Origin of the sequence: Phreatobacter sp. (assembly GCF_052440005.1) — a bacterium.
In the GTDB taxonomy this organism is placed as follows: domain Bacteria; phylum Pseudomonadota; class Alphaproteobacteria; order Rhizobiales; family Phreatobacteraceae; genus Phreatobacter.
Genome location: NZ_JBQVQL010000013.1, coordinates 17479 through 33612 on the forward strand (window position 1 = coordinate 17479; position 16134 = coordinate 33612).

At 67.2% G+C, this 16134-nt stretch carries 16 protein-coding genes; 10 read left to right on the top strand and 6 right to left on the bottom strand.

The window, feature by feature from the left end:
* Positions 1 to 5 precede the first annotated feature (5 nt).
* The 6 genes from ACT6XY_RS05240 to ACT6XY_RS05265 all read right to left on the bottom strand — a co-directional run bounded on the left by ACT6XY_RS05240 (position 6) and on the right by ACT6XY_RS05265 (position 6287).
* Positions 6 to 1337 carry an HlyD family type I secretion periplasmic adaptor subunit gene (locus ACT6XY_RS05240; protein WP_444747276.1) on the bottom strand — a complete coding sequence of 444 codons (1332 nt, stop codon included), beginning with the start codon at positions 1335 to 1337 and terminating at the stop codon, positions 6 to 8.
* Positions 1338 to 1347: 10 nt separating this feature from the next.
* Positions 1348 to 3051 (bottom strand): type I secretion system permease/ATPase, encoded by a 1704-nt coding sequence (locus ACT6XY_RS05245; RefSeq protein ID WP_444747277.1) that lies wholly within the window; start codon positions 3049 to 3051, stop codon positions 1348 to 1350.
* A 69-nt stretch (positions 3052 to 3120) separates the two neighbouring features.
* The gene (locus ACT6XY_RS05250) at positions 3121 to 3438 is read right to left on the bottom strand and encodes a hypothetical protein (RefSeq protein ID WP_444747278.1); all 318 of its coding nucleotides are present in this window, start codon (positions 3436 to 3438) and stop codon (positions 3121 to 3123) included.
* A 250-nt stretch (positions 3439 to 3688) separates the two neighbouring features.
* On the bottom strand, positions 3689 to 4210 hold the full coding sequence (locus ACT6XY_RS05255) for a helix-turn-helix domain-containing protein (protein WP_444747279.1): 522 nt from the start codon (positions 4208 to 4210) through the stop codon (positions 3689 to 3691).
* Between the two features lie 347 nt (positions 4211 to 4557).
* Positions 4558 to 5517: an alpha/beta fold hydrolase gene (locus tag ACT6XY_RS05260; protein ID WP_444747280.1), complete on the bottom strand. Its 960-nt coding sequence runs from the start codon at positions 5515 to 5517 to the stop codon at positions 4558 to 4560.
* Positions 5518 to 5534: 17 nt separating this feature from the next.
* Complete coding sequence (locus ACT6XY_RS05265) at positions 5535 to 6287, bottom strand: pirin family protein (RefSeq protein WP_444747281.1); 753 nt, start codon at positions 6285 to 6287, stop codon at positions 5535 to 5537.
* Positions 6288 to 6488: 201 nt separating this feature from the next.
* Between ACT6XY_RS05265 and ACT6XY_RS05270 the strand changes: the two genes are divergently transcribed.
* The 10 genes from ACT6XY_RS05270 to ACT6XY_RS05315 all read left to right on the top strand — a co-directional run bounded on the left by ACT6XY_RS05270 (position 6489) and on the right by ACT6XY_RS05315 (position 16087).
* Positions 6489 to 7385: a LysR family transcriptional regulator gene (locus ACT6XY_RS05270; RefSeq protein ID WP_444747282.1), complete on the top strand. Its 897-nt coding sequence runs from the start codon at positions 6489 to 6491 to the stop codon at positions 7383 to 7385.
* 134 nt (positions 7386 to 7519) lie between these two features.
* Positions 7520 to 8146 (top strand): tyrosine-type recombinase/integrase, encoded by a 627-nt coding sequence (locus ACT6XY_RS05275; protein ID WP_444747283.1) that lies wholly within the window; start codon positions 7520 to 7522, stop codon positions 8144 to 8146.
* A gap of 322 nt (positions 8147 to 8468) precedes the next feature.
* Complete coding sequence (phnF, locus tag ACT6XY_RS05280) at positions 8469 to 9185, top strand: phosphonate metabolism transcriptional regulator PhnF (protein WP_444747284.1); 717 nt, start codon at positions 8469 to 8471, stop codon at positions 9183 to 9185.
* Between the two features lie 82 nt (positions 9186 to 9267).
* Positions 9268 to 10452 (top strand): ABC transporter ATP-binding protein, encoded by a 1185-nt coding sequence (locus tag ACT6XY_RS05285; protein ID WP_444747285.1) that lies wholly within the window; start codon positions 9268 to 9270, stop codon positions 10450 to 10452.
* Positions 10453 to 10465: 13 nt separating this feature from the next.
* Positions 10466 to 11380, top strand: coding sequence for a carbohydrate ABC transporter permease (locus ACT6XY_RS05290; protein ID WP_444747322.1), 915 nt, complete (start codon positions 10466 to 10468; stop codon positions 11378 to 11380).
* A 9-nt stretch (positions 11381 to 11389) separates the two neighbouring features.
* Positions 11390 to 12235: a carbohydrate ABC transporter permease gene (locus ACT6XY_RS05295; RefSeq protein ID WP_444747286.1), complete on the top strand. Its 846-nt coding sequence runs from the start codon at positions 11390 to 11392 to the stop codon at positions 12233 to 12235.
* Positions 12236 to 12258: 23 nt separating this feature from the next.
* Positions 12259 to 13122: a phosphate/phosphite/phosphonate ABC transporter substrate-binding protein gene (phnD, locus tag ACT6XY_RS05300; RefSeq protein ID WP_444747287.1), complete on the top strand. Its 864-nt coding sequence runs from the start codon at positions 12259 to 12261 to the stop codon at positions 13120 to 13122.
* A gap of 2 nt (positions 13123 to 13124) precedes the next feature.
* The gene (phnE, locus tag ACT6XY_RS05305; protein ID WP_444747288.1) at positions 13125 to 13952 is read left to right on the top strand and encodes a phosphonate ABC transporter, permease protein PhnE; all 828 of its coding nucleotides are present in this window, start codon (positions 13125 to 13127) and stop codon (positions 13950 to 13952) included.
* The gene (phnC, locus tag ACT6XY_RS05310; protein ID WP_444747289.1) at positions 13952 to 14758 is read left to right on the top strand and encodes a phosphonate ABC transporter ATP-binding protein; all 807 of its coding nucleotides are present in this window, start codon (positions 13952 to 13954) and stop codon (positions 14756 to 14758) included. The genes phnE and phnC overlap by 1 nt, the downstream gene beginning before the upstream one ends.
* Positions 14759 to 14794: 36 nt before the next feature.
* Complete coding sequence (locus ACT6XY_RS05315; protein WP_444747290.1) at positions 14795 to 16087, top strand: ABC transporter substrate-binding protein; 1293 nt, start codon at positions 14795 to 14797, stop codon at positions 16085 to 16087.
* The last annotated feature ends 47 nt before the right edge of the window (positions 16088 to 16134 follow it).

The following is a 16134-nucleotide window of genomic DNA, read 5'->3' on the forward strand; positions in this document are numbered from 1 at the left end:
AATGCTCACCTCTCCCGAAAGGAACCCGCGATCTCATCGGCCAGAGGGCCGATGAGGTAGTCGACCAGCGACCGCGGACGGGTCGTCACCACGATCTCGGCGGCCATGCCGGATTTCAGTTCCATGCGCGCGTTGCGCACGTCCTCGGCATTCATTCTCACCCGCATCGGGTAGTAGGCCGTGCCCGAGCGTTCATCGACCGCCCTGTCCGCCGAGACCAGCACCACCTCGCCGCGGATATGAGGGCGTTCGGAGCGGTTGACGCTGACGAGGCGGACATCGGCAGTCTGGCCCCTATTCACCTCGCTGACGTCGCCGATGGGCAGGCGCGCATCGACCATCAGCGGATTGTCGGCCGGCACGATGTCGAGGAGCGTCGCTCCCGCCTGCACCACCCCGCCTTCAGTGAACACCGTGGCGCTGACCACGGTTCCGGTCGCCGGCGCGGTGATCTTGGTGCGTGTCAGCGCGTCGCGCGCAACCAGGATTTTCGGCGCGATTTCGGCGAGCTTTGCCTGTGTCTGCCGCAGTTGCTCGGTCACTTCGGCGATCATCGAGCGGTCCAGTCGGGCGATTTCCAGTTCGGTTTCGCCCACCGCCTCCTGCGCACGTGTGAGCTCCGCCTGGCGGGCTCCGATCTCCGCATCGATGCGGGCGAGGTCTCGCTCGAGCCCGAGCACGCGTGTGCGCGGTGTATAGCCTGAGGCGAGCAGTGCGCGCGCCCCCGTGGTCTCCTCATCCACGAGCGCGCGTTGGCGCGTGAGGCCCTCGATCTGCGCCCGTAAGCCGCGACGCAGTTCGCCCACTTGCGCCGCCTTCTGCCGGAAGATGTCGGCGGCCGTGTTGTGCTGCCTGCGGCGCGCCGCGAGGATCGCCATCTCGTTGGCGATGGCCTGGGCGACCCGATCCTCCCCGCGCCGCCCATCCAGCGTCGCGAACGCCGGTGTTTCCGCGCCGTCGCGCTCGGCAACAAGCCGCGATTCCTGCGCCATCAAGCTGTCGCGCTCGGCCAGCAGGACGTCCAGGCGCGCCCGCGGCTCCGCATCCGACAGGGTGATCAGCACCTGCCCCTTGGCGACCACGTCGCCGTCGGCGACCGCGAGGTTCGTAATGACCCCGCCATAGGGATGCTGCACCGTCTGGCGGCGTCCCTCCACCTGAAGCGTACCCGGCGCGATGGCCGCGCCCGACAGCGGAGCAAGAGAGGCCCAGAGCGCGAGGATCGCGACGAAGGCGCCGATTGCTGCGAAGCCGGCGATCGCCGGACCCCGGCTGTCGAGATAGATGCCGCGGCGTGTGGCGGTGAGCGGCAGGGCGTGGCGGTGGGCTGCGCCCATACTCTCCTCCTCAGGTCACGGTGGCTGCGGCCGGCGTCGCCGCCATGGTGGCGCGGATGTGGTCATAGACCTCCTCGGGCGGCGCCAGTTTCTCCACGCGGCCGGCGCGAACGAACATCAGGGCGTCGACCACCTCGAGAACCGTATTGCGATGGGTGACCACGACGATGGTGGTACCACCCGCCTTGAGCGCCAGCAGCGCGCGCTTCAGCGCCTCCTCGCCGGCGCTGTCGAGATTGGCGTTGGGTTCATCGAGCACGATGAGCGAGGGACGACCGAGCAGCGCCCGCGCCAGTCCGAGCCGCTGTTTCTGACCCCCGGAAAGCCCGACGCCGCCCGGCCCCAGCATCGTGTCGTACTGGTTGGGGAGGTCGAGGATCATGTCGTGGATTCCGGTCATCATCGCCGCCTCGACGACGTCCTCGGTGGAGGCGTCGCCGAACCGGGCGATGTTGTCGCGCACGCTGCCGGCGAACAGTCCGGTGTCCTGCGGCAGGTAGCCGATGCGGCTGCCGAGGGCGTCGCGGTCCCACTTGTCGTAGCCCAGCCCCCCGAGCTTCAGCGTGCCCTGCTGCGGCTGGACTGCGCCGACCAGAAGGCGGGCGAGTGTGCTCTTGCCGGAGCCGCTGGGCCCGACGAGACCGATCGCTTGGCCCGAGCCGATGGCGAAGGAGATGTCGCGCAGGATGGGTTCCGGCCGGCCCGCGACCGAAAAACTCACGTCCTGGGAACTGAGGCTGTTGTCGGCCGGCGGGACGATGGTCTGCACGGCGCGGGCGGGAACCTCCTGCAACAGCGCACGGACCCGGCGATAGCCCTCTCTGGCCTCGTTGAACTGCCGCCAGGTGCCGACCGCCTGCTCGACCGGCACCAGCGCCCGTCCCATGACGATGCTTGCGGCGAAGATGGTCGCCGGCTGGATTACCTGCCGGATCGCCAGCCAGGCCCCGACGCCGAGCATCAGTGCCTGGAGCAGCAGCCGGGCGAAGCGGATCGCCGAGGAAACGAGCGCATTGCGGTCGCTCGCCAGTGCCTGTTCCGACAACATGCCATCGCGGCTGCCTGACCAGTTGCGCTCCACCGAGGGCTGCATGCCCATGGCCACCACCACATCAGAGTGGCGGAGGATGTTCTCTGTGAAGACATAGGAGCGATTGGCCGCCTGCTCCGACGTGCGGAGGGCGCGGCGCGTGATCTTCTCGTTCAGCAGCGCGAGCCCGAACAGCAGTAGGGCGCCGATTGTGGCCACGGCGCCGAGGACCGGATGGATGAACCAGAGGAGCAGGAGATAAATCGGGATCCACGGCAGGTCGAAGGCGAAATGCACACCTGGGCCGGTGATGAAGGTGCGGAACTGGTCGAGGTCGCGCAGCGGCTGCGCGCCACGGGAATAGCCATTACGGGCGGAGCGCACGACCTGCGCCTCGAAAACCCGGCTGGACAGGTCCGCGTCGAGTTTGACGCCCGAGCGGATGAGGACCTGCGAGCGCAGGGCGTCGACAATGCCCATGGTAGCCAGCGCCAGGGTGAGGATCAGCGTCAGCATGACAAGGGTCGTCACGTTCTCACTGACGAGCACGCGGTTGTAGACCTGCATCAGGTAGAGCGGCGAGGCGAGATACAGGAGGTTGATGGCGCTGCTGAAGACCGCCGCCACAGCGAATGGCCGCCAGAGCCTTTTCAGCGAGGCCTTCACTTCGTCAGGTTCTGTCATAGCGGGCCGGACCGTGCCGATCACGATGGCGGGGGCGGAGCCTTGGCTCCGCCCCCTGGGGGAACGACCTTAGAGAAGGCCGCCCAGCAGGCCGCCGTTGCCGCCGTCGCTCTCGGACGAGGAGCCCGAAACGCTGTCGTTGGACGTGCTGACGCCGATCACCGTCGGGGCCGAGAAACCGATGCCGAGATCGCCGATGCCGGTGAACTCGCTCGACTCCATATCGCCGTCACCATCCGAACTGGCGTTCGAGGAATGGAGGACATCCGAAGTGTTCAGGCCGAAGCCCGGATTGGTGCCGATCACCGAGTCGAAAGTCGAGGACTCCGAGTTCACGTTGGTGGACTCGCGGTCACCGCCACCGAGGAGCTGGTCGAGAATGGACATAATGTGTCTCCGTTGAATGACTTCAAAGGGTTAGTCGACGATGTCGTTGGCATGGCCTTCGAGTGCATCGACACGTGAACAACCGTCCGGCGCCTCACGGCGTTCCTGCGCCAATTGCGGCAAAGCGGTGAAACCCGGGGCATCTTGGTGATTGTCGCGGCGAGGCTGGAGGCTCGACCTCACCGCGGGGACGCCCGAAGCCGGTGCGGTTCACCATGGCAGCCGAAGGGCCATGGGCGCACGAGAACCCTCAAGCCTTAGGCCGCCTGCCCTGGCGCGAATCCGGAACGACGAGCACCTCCAGACCCGCGAACAGGCGGGCGATCCGATGGATCGCTCTCTGGTCGAGATCGGACAGGTCTTGTCGCGCCACCGCCTCTTCCTCGCGCACCACCAGCCTCCACGACCGGCCGGGCGTCCGCTCGATCCAACCCCTCTCTGCGAGAAAGGTCAGCTTGCGGCGCACCGTCTCGCGCGGAATACCCGTGACGTCCGCGAGGCGTGACGCGGTGATGGCGCCTCGCTCCTCCTGGTCCCCGTCGGCTCCGGCATGCGCCAGGGAGGCGATCCGCACCTGTCCCACGATGGCCAAAACCAGCATGGCCTGCAGGTCGCCGCCGAAGGCCCGCGAGAGGTCGCTGAGATGCTCCGTCAGGAATTCAACAAAGCGATACTGATATTCGCGATAGCGCGCGGCGAAGGCCTCGCGGACCTCGCGGGCCCGTTCCTCGAGCGGCCCTGGCGGGCCGTCTGTCGCGCCCCGGATTGGCATGGCTCCATCCTCCCGATATGCAGCCCGCCATTGCCGGCAGGTCCTTGTTGGCGCCTGCGTCTGTGGCGCTTGCTCCGGGTCTCAGCCTCCCCACAGCTGTGAGCGTGTGAGGCCTGACAACAGCGGCATTAGGTAGCAAACTCACCTAGAAAAGTTGATGTCAACGCAAGGCGTTGACCTATGATGCGGGCATGTCAGACACCATCCGCCCCGCCAGAACCCGACATTCGAACACACGATATCCGGGCTGCTCACCAACCGAGCCATGCTGTTCCATGAAGCCGAGCGTATCCGGGACCGGCTAGCGGAGATCAGAAACGACATTCACGCTCTGGACCGCGTGCCCCTTAAGCGCGGCCGGGAACGGCTGCATCGAAGAAGCCGGAAAGAACCTGCGCCAGTGCCTCGGGGTTTTCGTCGCCCAACCAGTGGCCGGCTTTGGGGATCACCGCGCCCGCGACCTTGGTCGCCACCGCGCGGAAAAGCTGTTCGATGTATGGCCCGCCACTCATGGCGCCGCCGATCCCGAGAACCGGAATGTCGAGGGGCACAGCCGCAAGCCGCGCATTGTCGGCGGCGTCTTGCCAGACGCTGGCGTAGTACATAATCCCAGCGCGCAAGGCGCCAGGTCGCTGGATTGCGCGGAGATAGGCTTCGAAATGCTCCGGGCTGACAGCTTCGCCATCATGCGCGATGTGCCAGAAGAACCAGCTCAGCAGTTCGCGTTCGCGGCCCTGAAACGCCATGATGGCCACGTCCGGTACCGTGAACAGGCCGAGATGCCAGTTTGATGCGTCGGTCCAGTCTGGGGTCGGTACCATGAATGACTCATAGCCGAAGCCGGCGAGGCCAAACTCCATGACCGCCAATCGCACCACCCTTTCGCGGTGGCCCCCGGCAAGTGCATAGGCGACGCCGGCACCGAGGTCGTAGCCTGCTATATTCGCGTTGCGAATGCCGAGCGCATCCATGACCGCCACGATGTCCGCGGCCATCGTCACCTTGTCATAGCCATCGGCTGGAATTGACGAGTTACCCGCGCCACGCAGATCGGGAACGATGACGCGGAAGCGCTTGGCAAGTGCAGGCGCAACTGTGTGCCACATGAGTCCGTGCTGCGGCCATCCATGAAGCAGGACGAGCGCTTCTCCGTTGCCGGCCTCGCGCACGAACAGGTTGACGCCTGGGGCCGTCTGGATCCGGTGGGTGGTGAAACTAGCAAAGCTGCCTCCTGTCGCATCTTGGCCAGGGTCCGTGGGCAGAGCCAGCGTCTCGAATGCATGCGGATGGGTGCCAACGCATGTCATGAATCCACACCTCTTATTCATCGCGTCTGATCGAAATCGCGGTCGAGCTCGGATTGATCGAAAGCGGTCAGGCGACCCATGCCACCTGCCCTGAAGCGAGCCTCAAAGGCGCGGGCCTGCGATTGGCTCGATGCGACAAAGGGGCCAGCCGAAATGACGGATTGGCGCAGCGGTGGCCCTCCAAAGAGGGTCAGTCGTACATTGCCGCGCGCGGTCAGGCGCAAGGCGTCAACGTTGCTGAACACAGCGGTCCCGCGGTCTGCGACGCCTGCCGCTGTTGCAACTTCGCCGTCGCGGATCACGACGAAGGCGGCTTCACCATCCGGGATCGGCTCTTCCAGGACTGCGCCGTCTTGCAGCTCAATATCCACGATCCGCGCCGCAAGCGGCGCCTTAATCGGCGAGGTCAGTCCGGCAGACGTGCCAAGCAAGACCCGGCGCAGCACTCCGTCCGATGCGATCATTGGAACGTCCGCAGCGGGCAGATGCAATGCAGCAGGTGTAACCTCACGATCGGCGGCGGCGTGGTCGATCCAGATCTGCAAACCGAGCGCCAACCGCCCGCTGCGAGTTACCGTCTCCTCATGCATCACGCCGGCGCCCGCGACCGTGAGATGGAAGGCACCCGGTGGGATCAGGTTCCGATTACCCAGCGTATCCTGGTTCCAGAACCCGATCTGGCTTTCGGGAAAAATGTAGGTCGCAACCGAAAACCCGGCATGCGGGTGCGGCGGGAAGAGGGGGCTGCGCATTTCAAAGAGCGACACCACCAGGAAGGGGTCGTCCAGCCGCCGAGGTTGTTCGCAATCAGGTCACGGGTGACCAGTTCCGGTCGATTGATGCCCCTGGGCATTGTGAAAACAGAGAGGCCGGGCGGCATCGCTGGTCCTTTCGCTCGATAGGGAAGGGCTAGAACATCCGGGCCACGGGATGGTAGTGGCTGAAATTGGATTTACTGTCCGGATTTTCGAATGACCTACCCCAACCTGAACCATCTCATGACGTTTGCCGCGCTGGCGGAGGCCGGCAGTTTCGTGGGCGCGGCCAGACGGTTGCGTCTGCCCACCTCGACGGTCAGCGAACATGTCGCTGCCTTGGAGAAGAACCTCGGTTTGCAACTGGTCGTCCGCACAACCCGTCAGAATCGGTTGACTGAGGCGGGGCACGTTCTGGCCCGAGGAGCCGCACGGATGGTTCAGGAGGTGTCTGAGACTTTGGCGGGCATTGAGGCGCATGTCGCCCAACCCACCGGAGCGCTGCGCCTGAGCCTGCCTTTCGCCTTCGCCGCGGAGATCGTTGGCCCGGCTGTTGGGCGGTTTGCAGCGCTCTATCCCGGCATCCGGCTTGAGATCGCGGTATCCAACCAGATCGAGGACCTGATCGCCGGGGGGTTCGATCTCGCCGTGCGGATCGGCCCATTGGACGACAGCAGCCTAATGCGTCGGAGCCTCGGAGCAATGCCCCAGCATCTCGTGGCAAGTACAGCCTATTTGAACGCGCGCGGCAGGCCCCAGACAGTTGCCGCTCTATCCGAGCACTGCTTCGCCGGCTTTAGGGGGGAAACCAGACTTACACTTCGCGGTCCGGAAGGCGTTATGGAGACTGAACTTAAGGCGCAGGTCGCTGTCAACGACCCCAAAACGCTGGTCGCCATCGTTCGCGGAGGGGGCGGAATTGGGCTCGTCCCGCGTTTCCTATCGCAGCCAGGCTTAAACGAAGGCGCTCTTGAAGTCGTGTTGCCCGAACATCGTATTGCGCCTGTCCAAATGTCGATCGTTCACTACGGGACGGCCGCGGGAAATCCACGCGCTGATCTATTCACCAGCTTTCTTCAAGCCGAGATGAAGGAGTATCTCGCGAAGATGTGAGAACAATGCCTCGCCATAGGAGCACCTTTTCAGCATTTACTTTTGGCGAGCCTGCTGTTTCTGCTGTCGAGGCAGGAAGCTGCAGCGCGGTGGTATGATTTTTTCCGGGTGCGGCATCCTTTGGAGGATGCGTCATGGAACGAGAGACATCATCCGAACAGGTCCGGCACGCGTGGAACTCGGGACTGATGGTCGGCCCCAAACCGCCGCTCAAGCCGAAGGACATTTGGGCGATCCGGGCCCAGCTCCGACACCAGCACCGCATACGCAATCTCGCGTTGTTCAATCTCGCGATCGACTGCAAGCTGCGGGGTTGCGATCTGGTGCACCTCCGCGTCGCTGATGTCGTTCTGGCAGGCAGCGTCCGGCCGCGAGCCTCCGTTGGGCAAAGAAAGACCGGTCGACCTGTTGTCTTCGAGCTGACGGAGGCATCGCGAGAGTCTGTGCTGGGGTGGCTGCGAGTTCGCCCCCAGCGGAATGGCGATTGGCTCTTCCCTATCGGAAGCAAATCGGGACAGCCCCTGACCACCCGCCAATACGCGCGGCTGCTTGGCGACTGGTTGGATCTGGCCGGGCGCGATCACACGCTATTCGGCACCCACAGTCTGCGCCGCACGAGGGTCGCCTTGATCTACAAGAGGACCGGCAATCTGCGGGCCTGCCAACTCCTGCTTGGGCATACGAAGCTGGAGACGACGGTTCGCTACCTGGGCGTGGAACTCGATGACGCGCTTGAACTTTCCGAGCAGGTCGATCTCTGAGGGTCTGGCGGCGCGGCATCGCAACGCCGCGCCGCTGCCATAGGGCTTGGGGCCAAAACCGACATCCAGGGTGTCGGGTTTGGCAGGTCGAGTGGTTCGGCCAAGGCCTCCCGCAGCTGAGATGGTCCGAAAGCGGCGGCGGTGCCACCTTGATCCGGGTGTGGAAACCGTTGTTTTGTGAGGACGGGGCCAAGGGCCAAGGGACCGTTTTAGGGTTGGCCCTGAGCCGCCTGGCTTTTCCGCAATCAGCGAGTCCCCTTGGCGTGCAACTGGCCCGCAAATGACGGGGGCCTGGTAGCTGCGATGGGAACCGGTACGATCCATGGCGAAAACGCGCTTCCCGGTCTGGCGGCTGATCCAGAGTGATCTGGAAGCCGAGATCCGTTCAGGGCTGATCGGGCCGGGGGACCAACTGCCGTCGGAGAACGAGCTGGCCGAACGCTTTGGCGTGAACCGTCACACGGTGCGCATGGCGCTCGCCAACCTCGCCATGCTCGGCCTCGTGCGGGCCCGCCGCGGACGCGGCGTCTTCGTCGAGGACCGGCCCCCCGAGTACCGTATCACGCGCGATTCCAAATGGAGCGAGATCGAGCGCCAGATGAACGCCGGGCCCTCGGGGCGCGTCGTCGGCACCGAGGAGCGACTGGCGACGACCGCCATTGCCGGCCATCTCGGCCTCGCCGAGGGCACGCCGGTGGTGATGGTCGAGACGGTGCGCGGCGCCAGCCCGTCGCTCCTCATCTACGGCTACCATCTCTTCGACGGCGGCCGCTTCGCCGGCATCGGCGAGGCCGTGGCGCGCTCTGGCAGCTTCACCCAGGCGCTGGCCGAATACGGCGTCGACGCCTTCTACCGCGCCTCGACCTGGCTCGACTGCCGCATGCCGCGGCCGCGCGAGGCGGAGGCGCTCTCCATCCCGCTCGACGCGCCCGTTCTGGTGATGATGTATGTGGACAGCGACGCCGAGGGGCGACCGCTGCTCTACGGCAATGCCGTGATCCCGTCCGGCAGCCTCATCGTGCGCATCGACACGCTCTGAAACGCCGTCCGTCACACGCCCGTTAACTTGTCGAGCTAAAGGCGACAAGTCAGCCCCGCGGGGCGTCGATGGGCAGGGCGCCATGGCCGGAATATCGCTGCGCGGCATCGCGAAGAGCTTTCGGGACACGCCGGTCCTGCAGGGCGTCTCGCTGGACATCGCCCAGGGCGAATTCCTGACGCTGGTCGGCCCGTCGGGCTGCGGCAAGACGACGATCCTGCGCATCCTCGCCGGGCTCGAGACCCAGGACGCGGGCGACGTCGTCATCGACGGCGCGGTGGTCGACGACCTGCCGCCGAAGGCGCGGGACATTGCCATGGTGTTCCAGTCCTACGCCCTCTACCCCTACATGACGGTCGCGGAGAACATTGGCCTGCCGCTGGAGATGCGCCGGCTTTCGGCGGCCCAGCGCCTGCCTCTGGTCGGGCGGATCATGCCCGGCGCGGCCACGGCGCGCGCCGGCATCGCCGCCGACGTGACGGCGGTCGCCGAGGGCCTCGGGATCGGCCACCTGCTCGCGCGGCGGCCCGCCCAGTTGTCGGGCGGCCAGCGCCAGCGCGTCGCCCTCGCGCGCGCCATGGTGCGGCGGCCCAAGGCCTTCCTGATGGACGAGCCGCTGTCGAACCTCGACGCCAAGATGCGCGTGCAGGCGCGCACGGAAATCTCTGAGCTGCATCGGAGCCTCGGCACCACCTTCGTCTACGTCACCCACGACCAGGCCGAGGCCATGACCATGTCGGACCGGGTGGCGGTGATGATGGGCGGCCGCCTGATGCAGGTCGCATCGCCCCAGGTCATCTACGACGACCCGCAGGACCTGGCAGTGGCGACCTTCATCGGCACGCCGGAGATCAACACCCTGCCGGCGCGGATCGAGGCCGACGGCGGCCTCACGGTGCTCGGTGCGCGCTGGCCGGTGGCGGTCGCCACGTCGACGGGGGGGCAGGTCACCGCCGCCGTCCGGCCGGAGGTTCTGCTGCCGGCGGGACGCGGCGAGGCAGCGATCGGGATCACCGGCACGGTCCGCCATGTCGAGATGCTCGGCGCAGAGACGCTCGTGCACCTGCGCGTGACGGGGGCGGAGAAGCCCGTCGTCGCACGCGTCGAGCCGGCCGTCGGGGCGCGGTTCCGCCCGGGCGAGGAGGCCGCCTTCACGGTGCAGCCCGACCGGGTGCTGGTCTTCGCCGCCGACGGACGGCGGCTGAAGGCGCAGGTGCTCACCGACGCGCCGCTGCAGCCGCAGCGGATCGAGGCGCTCCATGTCTGACCTGGCGCTGCCCATGGCGGGAGCCACCGCCGTCCGCCGGCGCCGGGCGGCGGGCGAGGCGGCCGAGCAGATGGCGGCCTGGGTGCTGGCGGGGCCGGCCTTCCTGCTCATCTGGATCATGCTGCTGGGACCGACGGTCGCCGTCTTCGCCCTGTCCTTCACCGACTGGACCTTCGGCATGCCGGAGATCGCCTGGGCGGGGTTTGCCAACTACCGAGAGATGGCCGCCGACGAGGTGTTCTGGAAGACGCTGCGCAACACGCTCTCCTATGTGGCCTTCGTCGTACCGCTGTCGGTGTTCCTCGGGCTCGGCGCCGCCATCCTGATCGAGGCCGGCACCAGCCTGCGCGGCTTCTACCGCGCCGCCTTCTTCCTGCCGGTGGTCTCGACCCTCCTCGCCATGGCGCTGGTGTTCCAGTTCGCCTTCCACCCGACGGTCGGCGCCATCAACCTGACCCTCGCCTTTTTCGGCCTGCCGACGACCGACTGGCTGAAGAACCCGGACACGGCGCTCTTCGCCCTCGGCGTGATCGGCATCTGGCAGGCGATCGGCCTGTCCATGGTGCTCTTCGTCGCCGGCCTCAAGGCGATCCCCAAGGACCTCTACGAGGCCGCCGCGGTGGACGGGGCGGACGGCGCCTTCGAGCGGTTCCGGCGCGTGACCTGGCCGATGCTGGGGCCGGCGACGCTCTTCGTCGTCACCATCACCGCCATCCGCGCCTTCCAGGTCTTCGACACGGTCCAGGTCCTCACCGACGGGGGCCCGAACAAGTCCACCAACGTGCTCCTGTTCCAGATGTACCAGGAGGGGTTTTCCTTCCTGCGCTCGGCCTATGCCGCCGCCCTCACCGTCGTCTTCCTCGGCTTCGTCCTGCTGGTCACCGTCATCCAGGTGAAGCTGCAGGAACGCCACACCCATTACGGCTGAGGCGACCCCATGCGCACAAGGTCCCTCGCCGCCTCCGGCCTCGGCTTCCAGATCTTCCGTCATGCGGTGCTCGGCCTCGGCGCGGTGCTGATGCTGGCCCCCTTCGTCATCATGGTCTCGGTGAGCCTCAAGCCCTCGGGCGAGATCTTCTCGCCGGAGTTCAGCCTGCTGCCGAAACAGTGGCACGCCTGGCAGAACTATACCGACGCCTTCACCAAGCAGCCGCTGGCCCGCTACATCCTGAACGGCTTCATCGTCACCGGCGCCATCTTCACCTGCCAGCTCCTGACCGCCCTGCCCTGCGCCTATGCGCTGGCCAAGCTGCGCTGGCGCGGCAAGGAGACGATGTTCCTGCTGGTGCTGCTCGGCCTCCTGATCCCGCCGCAGGTCACCGCCATCCCGCTCTATATCCTGCTCTGGCAGCTCGGCCTCCTGAACAGCTATGCCGCCGTCATCCTGCCCTCGACCATCTCGGTCTTCGGCATCTTCCTGCTCAGGCAGTTCTTCCTCACCGTCCCCGACGACCTCATCAACGCGGCCCGGCTCGACGGGCTCGGCGAGTTCGCCATCGTCTGGCGCATCATGATGCCGACCGCGATGCCGGCAGTGGTCGCCTTCGGCGTGCTGTCGCTGGTGTGGAACTGGAACGAGTTCTTCTGGCCGCTGATCGTCATCCAGTCGGAGCACCTCGCGACGCCGCCGCTCGGGGTCGTCTACTTCGCCAACGCCGAGGCCGGGACGAACTACGGCCCGCTCATGGCCGCCGCCACCGCCATCACCGCCCCCCTCGTCATCGCCTTCCTCGCTGCCCAGCGCTGGTTCATCGACGGCGTCACCATGACCGCCGTCAAGTGATCTCGACCCACCGGAGACCGACCATGACCCTCATCGACCGCCGCCTCCTCCTCGCCGCCGCCGGCGCCACGCTGGCCGCCCCGGCGCTCGCGCAGGGCCGCCCGACGCTGAAGATCGGCCTCGGGCCGCAGCAGCCGACCCAGGCCGACACCCGCCGCGTCTGGGAGCCGGTCTACAAGGCCGTCGCCGAGAAGGTCGGCGCCAATCTCGAGCTGCAGGTCGCCAACGACTGGGCCGGCATCGCCACCGCGCTCGCCAACGAGCAGATCGACGTCGCCCAGATGGGCCCCTGGGGCTACATCCTCGCCAAGGTCCGCGGCGAGGCGCGCATCATCAACACGATGCTGGTCAACGGCATCCCGACCTACAAGGCCATCATCGTCGCCCGCCCGGGCCTGACGGTCGCGAAGTTCCCGGAGGACGCGCGCGGCAAGTCGATGCAGATGCTCGACGTCGGCTCGACCTCGGGCTGGCTGGTGCCGACCCATTTCCTGCGTTCCAAGGGCATCGAGCCGAAGAGCTTCTTCGGCCGCTACGCCGAGGGCGCCTCCGCCGCCGCTGCCCAGATGGCGACCGTCAACGGCCAGGTGGATCTCGCCACGGGATGGGACACCCACCGCAACACGATGATCCGCAACGGCACCATCCAGCCGACCTCCAACACGGTCGTCTGGGAATCCGACCCGCTGCCGAACGAGTGCGTGGTGGTCTCGAAGAGCTTCCCGCAGGACCGCGCGGCCGCCCTCGGCGCCGCTCTCGCCGGGCTCTCCGACGACGAGAAGAAGCTGCTGCCTTGGCCCTACACGGGCTTCGTGCCGGCCACCCACCAGCCCTACGAGGGCCTCGAGAAGATGGGCCGCGACCTCGGCGCGATCCGGACCTCGTGACCGTGGCGAGGCCCACCCTGCCGATCCGGCGCGCCGACGGCTCCTATCAGGAGCCGCCGGTCGCCCTCCTGTCGCGCGAAAGCGTGACGCGGGCGGCCGTGGTCCTCGCCGTCCTCGCCTTCGTGCTCGCATCCGTGCGCATCGCCGAAGTGGACCCGGCGAAGCTCGTGACGGGCCTGCCGCGGCTCTGGGCCTGGGCCTCGACGGCCTGGCCGCCCTATACGGGCGACTTCGACGCCTTCCTCTACCGGGCCCTGGAAACGGTGGCGATCGCCACGGTCGGCACGGCGGTGGCGACCGTGCTCGCCTTCCCGCTATCGGTGTTCATCGCCCGCAACGTCACGCCCTCGCCGCTGCTGTCGATCCCGGTCCGCGCGGTGGTCAACGCCTTCCGCGGCATCGACACGGTGGTCTTCGCCATCCTCTTTGTCGCGGCCGTGGGTCTCGGGCCCTTCGCCGGCGTGCTCGGCATGATCGTCCATTCCCTCGGCGTCATCGCCAAGCTCAATGCCGAGGCGATCGAGACCATCCCGCCGGCACCGCTGGAGGCCGCGGCCCTTTCCGGCGCCAACCGCACCAAGGTCGTCACCTACGCCATGCTGCCGACCGTGCTGCCGAACCTTGCCTCGGTGTCGCTCTATGTGTGGGAAGCCAATGTCCGCACCTCGACCATCCTCGGCATCGTCGGAGCGGGGGGCATCGGCATCGAGATCAAGGCGGCGATCGACCTCCTCGACTTCCAGAAGCTGCTGACCCTTTCGGCCATCGTGCTGGTGATGGTGACCGCCATCGACCAGTTCTCGGCCTGGCTGCGCCGGAGGCTCGTCTGATGGCCCCGGTGCTGAGCCTCAATGGCGTGTCCAAGACCTATGGGGCGACGACCGCCCTCGCGCAGGTGTCCTTCTCCCTCGCGCCCGGCGAGGTCGTCGCGCTGGTCGGTCCGTCGGGCGCCGGCAAGTCGACGGTATTCCGCTGCGTGACGCGCCTCGTTGCGCCCGACAGCGGCAGCGTCTCGGTGCTCGGCCGCGACCTTTCAGGCCTCGGCGGGCGGGATCTGCGCGAGGCGCGGCGCGACATCGGCCTCATCTTCCAGCAGTTCAACCTGATCGGCCGCATGTCGGCGCTGGACAACGTGCTGGCGGGGCGCATGGGGCATGTCGCGACATGGCGGGTGGTCGCCCGGATGTTCCCCGCCGCCGACCGGCAACTCGCCCTCGCCTGCCTCGACCGGGTGGGACTCCTCGACAAGGCCTATCAGCGCGCCGATTCCCTGTCAGGGGGCCAGCAGCAGCGCGTCGCCATCGCGCGGGTGCTGGCGCAACGTTCGCGGGTGCTGCTCGCCGACGAGCCCGTCTCGAGCCTCGACCCGAAGGCCGCCGACACGGTGCTCGGCGTGCTGCGCACCGTGGCCCGGGAGAACGGCATCGCGGTCCTCTGCTCGCTGCACCAGGTCGACCTCGCGCGCCGCTTCGCCGACCGGGTCGTCGCGCTGCGCGGCGGCCGGGTCGTGCTCGACGCACCCGCCGGCGCCCTGACGCCCGCCGCCTTCGCCGACATCTACGGCACCCCCGAGCCGCCGCCCGGCGGCGCAGCCCTTTCATCCTGCGAGGCGCCCCCGCGCATCGCAGCCGCCTGACGCATGCCCTCTCCTCACCGACCCCGGAGCCTTCCGATGACGACGTCCCGCCGCACATTCCTGACCACGACGGCCGCGCTGGCCGGTTCCGTCGCGATGCCCTCCTACCTTCGCGCCCAGTCGACGCCGGTGGAGCTGCAGGTGCAGTACTCCATCCCGGTCCTCTTCAAGGACCTGATGGAGAAGATCGCGACCGACTTCCAGAAGGCCAACCCGACCATCAAGGTGACGCTGCGCGCCCCGGAGGTCGGCTATGAGGAAATCCTCCAGCGGAACCTCCGCGACGTCGTCACCAACAGCCTGCCGGACGTCGCCTTCCACGGCCTGAACCGCCAGCGCACGCTCGACGAGCGCCGCATCCCCGTCGACCTGAAGCCCTTCATGGACGCCGACCCAGAGACCGCATCGCTCGGCTTCTCGCCCTCGCTGCTCTCGCTTGGCCAGACCGGCACGAAGCAGACCGGCATCGGCTTCGCCATGTCGACGCCGATCCTCTACTACAACGTCGACCTCCTGAAGGCCGCGGGCGGCGATCCGGACAAGCTGCCGACGACCTGGGACGAGGTGATCCGCCTCGCCGCCGCCATCTCCGCCCCGGCGCAGAATCGCACCGGCCTGTTCTACGACTGGACCATCACCGGCAACTGGGCCTGGCAGGCCCTCGTCATGTCCCATGGCGGCACCATGCTGAACGCAGACGAGAGCCGCGTCGCCTTCGCCGACGAGCCGGGCGAGAAGGCGATCCGCGTGCTGCGAAAGATGGTGGACGAGGGCAAGATGCCCGACATCCGCCCCGACACGGCCTTCCAGGACTTCTTCTCCGGCCGCCTCGGCATGTCGATGCAGTCCACCGCCCAGCTCGGCCGCTACAACCGCGAGATCGGCGGGCGTTTCAAGCTGGTCTGCGGTCGCTTCCCGCTGTCGGCCGCCAATCCGCGCCTGCCGGCCGGCGGCAACGTCGCGATGATGTTTGCCAAGGACCGCGCCAAGCAGGAAGCGGCCTGGAAGTTCATCAAATACGCCACCGGCCCCATCGGCGCGACGGCGATGGTCAACGCCACCGGCTACATGCCGGGCACCACCATTCCGGCGGAACGCGAGGACCTGCTCGGCAAGTTCTACCGTGACAACCCGAACCACCTCGTCGCCATCCGCCAGCAGGACGTGATCAACGGCTGGTACGCCTTCCCCGGCCAGAACGCCCTGCGCATCACCGACGTCATCAACGATCACCTGCAGTCGGTGGTGAACCGCTCCAAGCCGGCCGACGAGGCGCTGAAGGCCATGGCCGCCGCCGTGCAGCCGCTGCTGCCGCGCCGCGCCAGCTGACGCCTGCCGATGCCGATCCGGCCCGTCCCGCCACCGGCGGGGCGGGC